This window comes from Metamycoplasma neophronis, from assembly GCF_006491995.1.
Classification (GTDB): domain Bacteria; phylum Bacillota_I; class Bacilli_A; order Mycoplasmatales; family Metamycoplasmataceae; genus Metamycoplasma; species Metamycoplasma neophronis.
This window is the reverse complement of record NZ_VHHP01000004.1, coordinates 33,139-46,259: the sequence shown is the minus strand read 5'-3', so window position 1 is coordinate 46,259 and position 13,121 is coordinate 33,139. Positions and strand designations below refer to the sequence as shown.

10 protein-coding genes are annotated in these 13,121 nt (G+C 30.3%); 6 read left to right on the top strand and 4 right to left on the bottom strand.

Annotated elements, in window-relative coordinates:
• Positions 1-35 precede the first annotated feature (35 nt).
• From FJR74_RS07775 to FJR74_RS07760, 5 genes are all read left to right on the top strand, one after another.
• Positions 36-893 (top strand): methionyl-tRNA formyltransferase, encoded by an 858-nt coding sequence (locus tag FJR74_RS07775; RefSeq protein WP_211333931.1) that lies wholly within the window; start codon positions 36-38, stop codon positions 891-893.
• Positions 883-1,524 carry a uracil-DNA glycosylase gene (locus FJR74_RS07770; RefSeq protein ID WP_140914840.1) on the top strand — a complete coding sequence of 214 codons (642 nt, stop codon included), beginning with the start codon at positions 883-885 and terminating at the stop codon, positions 1,522-1,524. The genes FJR74_RS07775 and FJR74_RS07770 overlap by 11 nt, the downstream gene beginning before the upstream one ends.
• Positions 1,525-1,635: 111 nt before the next feature.
• Entirely contained in the window at positions 1,636-3,000 is a 1,365-nt protein-coding gene (locus tag FJR74_RS01775) for a M17 family metallopeptidase (RefSeq protein WP_140914839.1), read from the top strand.
• A 13-nt stretch (positions 3,001-3,013) separates the two neighbouring features.
• Entirely contained in the window at positions 3,014-4,387 is a 1,374-nt protein-coding gene (locus FJR74_RS07765; protein ID WP_140914838.1) for a M17 family metallopeptidase, read from the top strand.
• A gap of 96 nt (positions 4,388-4,483) precedes the next feature.
• Positions 4,484-5,347, top strand: a complete 864-nt coding sequence (locus FJR74_RS07760) for an ECF transporter S component family protein (RefSeq protein WP_140914837.1) — start codon at positions 4,484-4,486, stop codon at positions 5,345-5,347.
• A 54-nt stretch (positions 5,348-5,401) separates the two neighbouring features.
• Here FJR74_RS07760 and FJR74_RS07755 read toward each other — a convergent pair whose 3' ends face one another.
• From FJR74_RS07755 to FJR74_RS07745, 3 genes are all read right to left on the bottom strand, one after another.
• Positions 5,402-7,687, bottom strand: coding sequence for a hypothetical protein (locus FJR74_RS07755; protein WP_140914836.1), 2,286 nt, complete (start codon positions 7,685-7,687; stop codon positions 5,402-5,404).
• A 174-nt stretch (positions 7,688-7,861) separates the two neighbouring features.
• Positions 7,862-10,540, bottom strand: coding sequence for a DNA gyrase subunit A (gene gyrA / locus FJR74_RS07750; protein ID WP_442785835.1), 2,679 nt, complete (start codon positions 10,538-10,540; stop codon positions 7,862-7,864).
• A gap of 142 nt (positions 10,541-10,682) precedes the next feature.
• On the bottom strand, positions 10,683-11,297 hold the full coding sequence (locus tag FJR74_RS07745) for a DUF402 domain-containing protein (protein ID WP_306766869.1): 615 nt from the start codon (positions 11,295-11,297) through the stop codon (positions 10,683-10,685).
• 338 nt (positions 11,298-11,635) lie between these two features.
• Here FJR74_RS07745 and trmB point away from each other — a divergent pair, with 338 nt between their 5' ends.
• Positions 11,636-12,247, top strand: a complete 612-nt coding sequence (gene trmB, locus FJR74_RS01745; protein WP_140914834.1) for a tRNA (guanosine(46)-N7)-methyltransferase TrmB — start codon at positions 11,636-11,638, stop codon at positions 12,245-12,247.
• Between the two features lie 86 nt (positions 12,248-12,333).
• Here the strand turns inward: trmB and FJR74_RS07740 are convergent, their stop codons facing one another.
• Positions 12,334-13,047, bottom strand: coding sequence for a variable surface lipoprotein (locus FJR74_RS07740; protein ID WP_140914833.1), 714 nt, complete (start codon positions 13,045-13,047; stop codon positions 12,334-12,336).
• Positions 13,048-13,121: the final 74 nt, after the last annotated feature.

The following is a 13,121-nucleotide window of genomic DNA, read 5'->3' as shown; positions in this document are numbered from 1 at the left end:
TTATTTGTTATTTTTATTCGTTATAATTAAACATTATGGAAAGAAAAATAAAATTAGTATTAGCGGGAACTGGAACTTTTTCTAGCAAGATTTTTAAATCATTAATTGATAATGAAAACTTTGAAGTTCTTGCTCTTGTTAGCCAACCAAATAATAAATTAGATCGCAATAAACAACCAATATTGACCGAAGTTGCAAAATTAGCTTATGAAAACAATATTAAACTATTTCAACCAGCAAAAATTAAAGAAGTTTATGATGAGTTAGCTGCCTTAGATATGGATTTTTTCATAACTGCTTCATTTGGGCAATTTATTCCAAATTCTGTCTTAAAATTACCCAAAATCATGCCTTTAAATGTTCATGGCAGTTTATTAGAAAAATATCGTGGTGCTGCGCCCGTACAATATGCTTTTTTAAACAATGATGATAAAACTGGAATTACATTGATTGAAATGGTTGACAAAATGGATGCTGGCGATATGTTAGGAAAAGCAGAAGTTAAAATTGAAAAAGATGATACAGCGCTCGAAATATTTGATAAATTAGCAAATGTCACTGTCAAAAATTTACCTAAATGACTTAATAACATTTATTCAAATAATTATATTCGCGAAATGCAAGACGAATCTAAAGTTACTTTTGCTCCTAAAATTCCTAACGAAATGGCCGAAATATTTGCCACAAATACTTGCGATGAAGCATTGGCAAAAATAAGAGCTTTTAATGACCAGCCTGGCGCTTTTATAATGCAAAATAACAAACGCTTAAAAATATTCAGAGCAACAAAAGATAAAGTTAAAACCCCATTGAATATTAAGTTTTCGGATGGGATACTTTATCTAACCGAATATCAATTTGAAGGCAAGAAAAAAATCTCTCATGAAATTTAATTTTGAGACTTTCTTAAATCAAGAAAAACAAAAACCTTATTTTAAAAAAATTGAAAATATTTTAGATTTAGATAATATAACTCCCAGAAAAGAAGATGTATTTAACGCCTTTAAAAACTTTGATTTCGACAATATAAAAGTAATTATTATAGGCCAAGATCCATATCCAGGAAAAAATGTTGCTGATGGTTTATGTTTTTCGTCAAAAGAAACTGAAACACCAGCTTCATTAAAAAATATGTTCGAGGAAATTAAAGCATCTTATCCTCAATCAATCCATTCATCAAATCAATTGACAAATTGAAAAGACCAGGGTGTGTTGCTTTTGAATACAATATTGACAAACGAAATCAATAAAACGTTGGCTCATAAAGATATTGGGTGAGAAATTTTTACAACTGAATTATTAAGAGAAATTAATTTAAATTACGAAAATATAATTTACTTAATTTTAGGCAAAAAAGCCGAGAATTTTGTTTCTAAATTAAACTTGGATAAGCAAATTGTATTGATTACTTCACATCCTTCGCCATTAGGAGTATATCGTGGATTTAGAGGGTCTAAAATATTTGAAAAAATAAACGATAAATTAGTATCTATTTATAAAAAGCCCATAATTTGAAATACATAGATAGAGCAAACAATCGCTCTATTTTTATTTATTTAAATTTAAAAAAATAAAACGATATAATTTAATCATACTATTTATAAAATAGTAAATTTATTTTCGAGAAAGGAAGATATGATTTCAAATTACGAAACAAAACGTAATGGCTCAATGTTATTAAAAGCTGCATATGAAGGCCAATCGATGCCAGAATTTGTCGCTCACTCAGATAACTACATTACAGAAGATTTTGAAAAAAATGTTGCATACATTTACATTTCAAAAGAAGTTAAAAATTACTATGATTTTTTAAAAGTTGTTGATTCAATTATTTTAGCTAAAAGAAGAAATTACCAAGTGGATGTACTTTCATTTGTTAATGGTACTTTTTTAAATGTTGAAGATGTTTTACGTGCATTCGTTTCACGTTTAGCATTCAATGAAGCTAAATTATACTCAGCAAAAGAAAAATCAAAATCAAAAGAAAACATCGAAATAACTTTATTTTATGAAGATAAAGCTTATGCTAAATTTGTTAAAAGATTAATTGTAATTGCTGAAGCTGTTAACTCAGCTCGTGATTTACAAATTACCCCTCCAAACGTTGCAACTAGTGAATATGTAGCGCGTGTTGTTAAAAAAGACTTATCAGAAATTGAAGGCGTAACAGTTAAAGTTCTAGGAAAAACTGAAATCGAAAAATTAGGTATGGGATTAATGCTTGCAGTTAATGCTGGTTCATCATACCAACCAAGAGTTTTAATCGCCGAATACAATGGAAATCCTAAATCAAAAGAAAAATTTGTTTATGTAGGTAAGGGTATTACATTTGATACCGGTGGATATAACACTAAAGGTTACCACATGGAAGATATGAAATTTGATATGTCAGGTTCAGTAATTTGTGCTTATGCTGTAGCTGCAATTGCTAAATTGCAAATCAAGGCAAACGTTGCTGCAGTTATGATGTTAACAGATAATGCAATTGATACTCATCCAACAACTCCAGAATCAGTAGTAAAATCGATGAGCGGAAAAACTGTTGAAATTACTGACACTGATGCTGAAGGTAGATTAGTATTAGCTGACGGTTTATTCTATGGTGCTAAAAATTTAAAAGCTTCGTTATTAGTTGACGTTGCTACCTTAACCGGTGCTATGACTCGTGCTTTAGGTAAAACTTTTTCAGGAATTTATGCTACAAGCGACGAAAGATGAGAAAGTTTTGAAGAAGCTGCCAAAATAGCTCATGAAAAAGTTTGAAGAATGCCAATGCATGAAGACTTTAACAAACCTAACAAGGCTTCTAAAGTAGCTGATTTAAATAACTACAATTCATCAGAAAAATCTGACTGTAACACAGCTGCTATGTTCTTAAAAGAATTCACAAACGGAGTTGACTTCATTCACTGTGACGTTGCTGGTACTGCTGATAGTAAAGGTATGGGTATGGGTGTTTTAGTTGCAACTTTAACCGAATTAGCTGAAGGTCAAAAATAATAAAGGAGTATTTATGGAATTAGTAAAACAATTAGAAACTAAAAGAACTAACGCAACTTTATTAAAAGCTATTTTTAAAGGCGATAACTTACCTGAAAACTTAATTGAAAAAGAAAACAAAATTACTGAATACTTACCAAAAAGATTAGCATACGTATACATGGGTGACAGAACCGCAGTTGACTATGATACAGTTTATGATTTAGCTGTTAACTTAGGTTACAATGCTGCTCGTGACTATCAAATTGATTTATCATCTTTTGTATTAGTTGAAAAATTAACATTAGCAGAAGTTATTGACGCTTTCACCAAAGGAATTAACTTTGCTGCGGCTAAACTTTACAACAAAAAAACTTTCACCAAAAAAGAAAATAAAAACAACGTTACTCTATTTTTAGAACAACCTACTGAAGAAGCTAAAAAAGCATTTAACAAAGCATCTATTTTAATTGACGCACAAAACTGAGCAAGAAATTTAGGTATTACAGCTCCTAATGATTTAAATTCAGAACAATTAGCTGACATTGTTGCTAAAGATTTTAAACAATACAAAAATTTAACAGTTAAAGTACTAGAAAGAAAAGAAATTGAAAAATTAGGTATGGGACTCCTATTATCAGTTAACCGTGGATCAGTTTATGAACCAAGAGTTGTTGTCATTGAATATAAAGGAAATCCTGCTTCATTAGAAAAAACTGTTTATGTTGGTAAGGGTATTACATTTGACTCAGGTGGTTACAACATTAAAACTGGACGTTACATGCTAGGTATGAAATATGACATGTCAGGTTCAGCAATCGTAGCCGCTGCTATGAAAGCAATTGCTCAATTAAAACCTGAAACAAACGTATCAGCAGTTATGTGTATTACAGACAACAGAGTTAATGGCGATGCTTCATTACCTGACTCTGTATGAACATCAATGAGCGGAAAAACTGTTGAAATTAACAACACAGATGCCGAAGGTAGATTAGTAATGGCTGACGGTTTATACTATGGTGCTAAAAACCTACATGCAACTAGATTAATTGACGTTGCCACCTTAACTGGTGCTATGATTATGGCCTTAGGAGAAACCTACACCGGAACCTGAGCTACAACAGATAAAGCTTGAAACGATATTTCTAAAGCTGCTAAAAAACAACACGAACTAATTTGAAGAATGCCATTTGATGATGACTATGAAAGATTCATGAAAGGTTCATTAGTTGCTGACCTTAAAAACACTGACCTAACAGGCATGGGTGGTTCATGTTCAGCTGCTATGTTCTTAAAAGAATTTACAGATGGTGTCGAATACATTCACTTAGACGTTGCTGGAACAAACGAACAAGATGAAAAACCAATGTTCGCAATGGTAAAAACTTTAACAGAATTAGCTCTATAATTTATTTATATAATTAACCCTTCAATTATTGAAGGGTTTTTATTATATTTTTTTTGTAATATTGTACAATTTTATAGAACCAAGAAAGGATTAGAAATGATTGCTTTTTTTCAAAATGTTCGTAGAAAAATTAAAGTTAAAGCTCACCGCTTAACAGTTTTTGAAATAGCAATGTTTGGTATTCTTTTAGCTCTTTATTTTATTGCGGCAACATTAGAAAAATTTGTTTTCGTTGGAGCTTTCAATATTGGAATAACATACGCAATTTTTATTGTGTTTGGTCTTGCCATCGGGCCATGAAAAGGAGCAATATTAGGCATTCTTTGCGACACATTGAATCAAGTTATTTATGGAATAAGTACTTGAATGATTGAATACGCCATTATACCTGCGATAATCGCTTTTATGTCTGGTTGATTCGTCAGATTTATGTTTTTAAAACAAAAAACCACATGAATATTTGGGTATATACTATTATCCTTATTAACAATTACCTTCGTTTTAATTTTAGTATTTAATGCACACCAATTGCCAGTTAATGAAGTGTCAGTTAAAAGAACAAAATTATTAACATTGAATTTTGTTTTAGGAGTCGGTATAACTGGGATCACTTTTATTTGAATTACAACCTTAGTATTAACAATAATTAATATTTCGACGCGCGATTTTAAAAAGAAAATGAATGCTACATTGCTGTTTAGTATTTTACTGACTGTCTTTGTAATATTGATTTTATCTAGATGACTATGAGGACCTTTTGCATACATTAACTACCACAATCGCTTTAGAAGTGGACATTGAGAATATAAGAAATATTATCCAATTTTTATGATTCCAATAATGTTTAAAAGTTTACTTGAAATACCTATTTACACCGCATTAATTTTTGCCGTATTTCCTTTATTGGCAATTATTAGAAGAAAAATTAATTTTTATTCAAATAAAATTCATACATATTAAACTATAGCAAAAAAACTTATTAATTAAAAATTAGGCCGGCGCCTAATTTTTTTATTAAGACTTAAATCCTTTAATAGTCTTGTATGATTTAAATGTTTGTTTCCCTTCAAAAGTTGCATAATAAATTACTTTTATTTGTCTAGGTTTTTCTTTGGAAATTTCTAATTTAAGCTCCCAGCCTTCTGGCAGTTGGATATTATGCTGAATATGTGAAACTTCAGTATCTTTTGAGTTTGTTTGGTCCGCGTTTTCATATGAAAAGGTAGGTGTGCCAATAAGCTCTTTAAATTTATAAGTTAATAACATTTTATCTAACATATCTTGTCCATATTCGTCTAACACTTCAACTCTTGTCGAAACTTGGCGGTCATATGCCCCGCTTTTTGCGTCTTGTAAACCAACTAAACTTAATTTAACCGATTTAACCTTATCATTTTCAATAATTGGATTAGATAATATAAATACGTTTTGAATATCATAAAATGATTTGTTTTTAAAAACAAAATAAATCGAATTTATTAACTTACTTTGTTCTATATCATAATTAAAACTTTGAGGCAATAAAATAGCATCTTTATTTTGAATGATTTGTTCTTCTATTTCTCTGCTTAATATAGAAATTTTCGATTTTTTTACATTTTCTAAAATTGTTTTATAAACAATGTTGTTCGGATTGTCTAAGCCATATTCATCTTCCGGCGTCGGTTGATAATTTTTTAACTCAACTTTATTCAACTTATCGCCTTCATCGATAGTTTTTTCAGCTGCATATTGATCTTCGAGAGGTTCTTTGTTCTCTTCGGCTCTTTTTTTATTAACTTCTTCTATTCCTAACTTTTCAATGTCAATGTTAACAACCGAACTTTGTTCGGGGCTCTCATCTCAGTCAGCAAATTTAACACTAACATTTACCTTATAATTTTCATTTTCTTTTATGACATCGCCAATTGTATAAACTAAGCTGTTGTTGTATCCATTAATTCAAAAAGATTTACGGGTTAACTTATCATTTTGCAATGATTCAATATATGTTTTATCCTTTGAATAGTAGGGATAAATTGAGCTTCCCGCTAGTGCAGCTTTAAGATAATTATTTTGTTCTTCCGCAGTCATTGAATGTGGATTGATTCCCTTACTATATTCATTTGATACAATAATTTCCTTACTTAAAGAAATTTGATTGTCGCTAATTGAAGTTAATTTTAAAGTTACTTTAACAAAATCGCCTTCGCGCACTAGATTTTCCAATGTTGGTATGTAAAGACTTGTTTCATAGTTTGAGATTACAAAGTTAGGCTTGTTTTCAAAATTATTGATTTGATTATTTTTTAAAACATCTTGATAGGCTTTTTCATTTAAATATTGAACGATTGACTTATCTAATTCAGCTTGAATTTTAGCTTTAGCTTTATTTTCATTTTCTAATTGTGTGCTAGATTTTTTTCATCCGCTAATTACTTTAAATTGATTTTTTGCATTTTCAATCTCTGTATTAATTTTTTTAAGTTTGTAAATAATAGTAATATCATTAGTTTCCACGTTAATTGCTGGTTTAAATACTGAAAGTTCATAACCTTCAGGCACTGTTTTTGTAATTAAGTCTAAATTAGCTTCACTTACTAATGTATTTTCAATATTAGGATATCCAAATTGAACTTCAGCAGCTTTTGAATTGATTTCCTCTTCAGTTACTAGTTCTTCTGTTGATTTCAATTTACCTAAGTTAACTGTATAAACTTTGGCACTTATAATTGGAGTGGTATTACTATAAATTGCTCCACGATAAGATAAAATAATATTTTTATTTTCATCTACTTTTATATTTAAATATGTATTCAGTTTCCCATTTTTTTGTAGTGGTGATTCAGCGTTAACTATTTCATAGTTTGAGCTTTTATTGTGATTAAAATCTACAATCATTTTTGAAGTATCTTCATAGTCATTTTTTTCATTTTTTAAGAAAGCAAAGATTTTTTTAGCTATATAACCATAAACAAATTTATATTTATTTGCATTAGCTATAGATTCGTGAAATAAACGACTATTTTCTGGTTTTAATACAAATGAATCTGCTATTTCATTAGCAAAATCGTCTGCCTTATTGGTGTTTATTGGCGTTGTTTTTGATTCTGGAGTAGGTTCGTTATTTGAATTATTTCCAGATGATGGATTAGCTGGAGTAATAGTGCTACTTCCTGTATTATTTCCTGATTGTGGTTTTGGTTTTTCGTCTTGTTGTTTCTTTGGTTGTGTTTTATCACATCCTGCCGCAATAACTAATGGTGTGGTAAATACTGCTAAAGTCGCAATATTTAACAATAATATTTTTCCCTTTTTCATTTTTCCCCTTTGCATAATTGTAATAAAAAAGGCGCCCAAAAATGGGCGCCTATGCAACTACAATCTATATTCATCTAAAATAATTATTAATCGTTTTAAATGCATACAAATATATTATAAACCTTTTTATAGTATAGATTATCAAAAAGAAAAAAGTTGACAGCAGTTTGTCAACTATTCTTCGTCTTTTAATTCCTCTTCGGTAGGTAAATTTAATTCTTTTGTCACATTTGAAAGCTCGTCATTATTCATTACTCTTTCAACAACTTCTTCGCTTTCGTCTAATATTTTGGCAACACCAACAATTCTTGAATTTCTTCCTTTTAGGTTTACCAATTTAACTCCCTTAGAGTTTCTTCCTACGATTGCAACATCTTTCAATGAGAATCTAATGCTGATACCATCACTAGCAATGATAATCAAATCTTCTAAGCCGTGAACACAAGCTGCATACGCCAATTTTCCTGCTTTGTCTTGATTTAACGCAATTACGCCCCGAGAATTTCTCTTAGTTTTTCTAAATGAATCAGCCAATGTTAGTTTTCCATAACCTTCATCACCTAAACTAAATACATATTTACCTTCACGTGAACTTGAAACGGCAACAACTTTATCATCTTCATCAATTCTGATACCACCAACACCTCGAGCGGTTCTACCCATTGATCTAACTTCCGATAAATCAAAACGATTCATTCTTCCGTTACCGGCCGCAATAAAGATTTCATCTTTGTCTTCTACCACTAGTGCGTCAACAAGCTCGTCTTCTTCGCCTAATGCTAACGCTAATTTACCATTTTTATTGATTCTTTCGTATTCAATAATAACTGTTTTTTTAATAATACCCTTCTTAGAAACGGTTACTAAGAATTGGTTCTCTAAGTATTCATTAATTGAAAGAATTTTAATAACTTTTTCTTCTTTTTCAATTGCAGGAACAATGTTTACAATTGGAACACCTTTTGATTGTTTAGTACCAATAGGAATCTCATGTCCTCTAATACGGTATACCTTTGCCTTATTTGTAAAAATCAACAAGTCAGTGTGGGTATTTGCAACCAAGATATCTTGAATATCATCATCTTGATAAGTCTTAGCCGTTGTAACACCAACGCCACCACGTTTTTGTTCGCGATATTCTTCTAAATCTAAACGTTTAATGTAATTATTTGTTGTTAAGGTAATAACAATGTCTTTTTGAGGAATTAAGTCTTCACTATCAATATCACTTAATTCATCTCAATTTATTTCACTTCTACGTTTATCACCATAAGCTTCTTTAATTTCTTGTAATTCTTTAATAATTAATTCGATTAATAATTCGCGAGAAGCCAAGATTTTTCTATATTCAGCAATTCTTGCATGAACTTCATTTAACTCTTCATTCATTTTTTCAATTTCTAAACCAGTTAAACGTCCTAAACGCATATCAACAATGGCTTTAGTTTGAATTTCGGTTAAATTAAATTCTTTACCTAAAATTACTTGTGCTTCGGCGCTGTTTTTTGATTTTTTAATGATTTCTATTACCCTATCAATGTTTTCAATTGCAATTTTCAATCCTTCAAGTACATGGGCACGAGCTAAATCCTTATCTAAATCAAATTGCAATCTTCTCGTGACTACTTCAACTTGGTGGTCTAAATAAACTTCTAAGCATTGTTTTAGGTTTAATAAACGAGGCTCATTTTTTACTAAAGCAATCATATTAAATGAGAAGTTTGTTTGTAATCTAGTAAGTTTATATAACTTATTCAAAATGACTTCGGGAACAAAAGTCTTTTTCACTTCAATAACAATTCTAATACCATCACGGTTTGACTCATCTCTAAAGTCACCAATTCCTTCAATTTTTTTGTCCTTAATTAATTCAGAAATTTTTTCCATGATTTCTGTTTTTTTAACTTCATAAGGAATTTCAGTAACAATAATTTTACTTTTTCCGCTTGCCAACTCTTGAATGTGAGCTTTTGAACGCATGGTAACTGAACCACGGCCAGTCGAATAAGCATCTATTAATCCAGCACGGTTGAAAATGATTCCGCCGGTAGGGAAATCGGGAGCCAATACATATTCCATGAGTTCTTCAATTGAAATTTCAGGGTTTTTAGCAAGGGCGCAAACAGCATCAATAACTTCGCCTAAATTATGTGGCGGAATATTGGTAGCCATACCAACGGCAATACCACTTGTTCCAGAAACTAATAAGTTAGGAAAACGAGCTGGTAAAACTGTAGGTTCTTTTTCGGTTCCGTCGTAGTTGTCAATGAAATCAACCGTATTTTTTTTAATACCATCGACCATGGCTCCGGCAATTTTGCTCATTCTAGCTTCGGTATAACGCATAGCAGCAGCTTCGTCACCGTCGATTGAACCAAAGTTACCATGTCCATCAATTAAGGGATAACGCAATGAAAAATCTTGTGCCATTCTAACCATAGCTTCATAGACAGAACTATCGCCATGTGGGTGATACTTACCTAATACATCCCCGACAATACGGGCAGATTTTTTATGAGGCACATTGTGAAACATTGAAAGTTCACTCATGCCATATAAAATTCTTCTATGAACTGGTTTCAGACCATCACGTGCATCAGGTAATGCCCGAGAAACGATAACACTCATTGCATATTCGATAAATGACGATTTCATAACCGAGGCCAAATTAGCTGGTTTTAACCCATTTGTTTCGGTTTCTAATATTTGAGAAGTAACTGTATAGCCTTCTTTATCTTGTGGAACTTCTTCTTCGTCTTCCTCTTCAATCACAACTGGTTCTTCAACAAAAACTTTTTTGATTTCCTCATCAAAACTATAATATTTGCTGTCGTCGTCTTCTTGTTCATTCATTTTTTTATTTAGTTCTTTTTCGTCATCATTATTTGACATAAAGACCTCCCGAATTAATATATTAAAAATATATTAAAATTATAACAAAAAAAGCCGGATTTATTCCAATCTGGCTTAGCTTACAATTAATGAATAGATAAAATTAAATATCTCCTGATTCTTTTAAAACTTTTTCAATACTATCAATAAGTTTTTTTGAAAAAATTCCAGATTTAGTACAGTGTTGTTCTTGTAAAAAATCAAGTTCATCATAAATTTTGTAAATCAATTTAAGTGAATAATTATATTTAACAATTGAGTTTTTAAAATCCTGTCAATCAATAACGTTAAAATCTTTGTCCACATAGCTTTTAATATCAATATCAAAATCTATATATTTAATTATTCCATTGTCTATATAAAATGGGCTTGCAAGGTTTATATAAGTATAATTATTTTTTTCTTTGTTAAGAGTAATGCTTGCATTATAAAAGCGATTTTTAGCAAAGAAGAACAAAATCGGATCCGAAACAACTCAATTAATGTTCTCTTCCATAACTTTACTTTTTACTAACAAAACAACTACGAAATCATCTAAATTTGCAATGATTTTTGCGCCTTCATATTGACGATAAAGTGTTCCGTCATATTTAAATGCTTGTATAGAAGTAATTTGCCCCATCTCAAATAAACGACGATGGCTTTTTTTAGTTTTATTGCTGTAATCAGGCTCATTGAACAAGTCCTGAAAACTACTTATTCTATTTTCGTCTCCCATGAGAACTCCTATTTTTATATATAGATTTAATTGAATAATAAAAGTAGCGAATAAATAAAAATACAATTAGTTAGAAAATATTCTACTAATTAAATAATATCAAATAATGAAAAACTATTTTATACAAAAGGAAAAATCAACTTTTACAAAAAAATAAAATCCAGGCTTTTTTAAATTAAAAAATTACAAAAAATTAGGTGTTTTTGCTCTGTGGTGTATAATAGTAAACGTGATTTAAATAAGCCTAAAATAAACTCTTTTGATTAAAATTAGGCTTTTAACGCCCTTTTGGGTGTTTTTTTATATAAAAAATTTTGAATACTATATCATTATTAAATATGAGATTAAGACATAATAAAGACGCAATTAATTTAATAGAAGAAAGTGAATTTTCAATCAAAAAATTTCCACACAATTTAAATGATAATACTGTATTAGAAATCGGCATGGGAAAAGGAAAAATGCTTTCAGAATTAGCTGAAAACCATCCCGAAATAACTTACATTGGTATTGAAAAATACTCAACTCCAGCCCTTTCTGCATTGAAAAAAATTCAAGAAAAAAACTTAAAAAATATGTATTTATTAATTGGGGACGCAATTAAAATTAATGAATATTTTACTGGAAAAATAAAAACAATTTGATTGACATTTTCTGACCCTTGACCTAAAAAACGTCACTTCAAAAGACGTTTAGTATATCGTGATTTTCTTAAAGAATATAAAGAATTATTAACTGATGATGGAATAATATATTTCAAAAGTGATAATGATGGTTTATATCAATATGCATTAGAAGAATTGACTGAATTTAAAGCCAATATAATTTATCATACAACCGATTTGCATAATTGTGATTTTGAGATTGAAAATCATTTCACAGATTATGAAAAGAAATTTAATGAACTAGGAAAAAATATTAATTTTATTGCTTTCAATTTCAAAAAATAAAATATTAAAACACAGCTTCTGGCTGTGTTTTAATTATGTGTTTGACGTTCTCTGCTTTGGCAGCTTTGTCTTTCAATATTAATTACTTATCTTGTTGATCCTGTTGATTCTTCGCTTGTAGCGGATGCTGCTGGAGCTGTTGTTGTTTCGGTGGTTGGTGCTGCTGCAGGGGCAGGTGTTGCAACTTTAATTGTTACTTGTTCGGTTCCAACTACTGGGTTTTTACCATTATCTGATGCTGAACCTAGTAATGTAAATGTAACAGTATTGTCGTCGTTTACTGTAAATGTTAAGAATGTACTAATTGCTTTAACTTGCTTACCATTTTTTAATGTTTTATCATATAGTGGGCTTGTTGAATTAGCAAGTTGGAATTGTTTTCCACTAGCAGTTCAATTTAAGCCGGCTTTTGTTGTAAAGGCTACCTTATTTCAATCAGTGTGTTGATCTGTACTTGATTTTAAGACAATGTTGTGTGATTGTCAGCTGTAAAGTAATATTGCGCCTTGTTCTTTAATTTTTTCTAATGTAACACCGGCTGCAGGTGCTCAAGTAAAGTTTTCAGGAACGGCAATTTCTTTTAATTTTGTATTAATTGCAGTAACTAACTCTTTATTTGGATCAGCTGCTGGTTGTGCTGGTGTAGCAGGTTGTGCTGGTGTAGCAGGTTGTGCTGGATTAACAGGTTGTTCTGGTTTTTTTGGTTCTTCTTTTTTCGCACAAGAAGCGGCCACTAATGGCATAAATGCTACTGCGGAAACACCCCCTAATGATAGTAAAAGTTTGAATGATTTTTTCATTTTATCTCCTTATTTTTTTTCATATTCATTATATCATATAACTAAATTATATGAATTGAGTTTGTGAATATAAA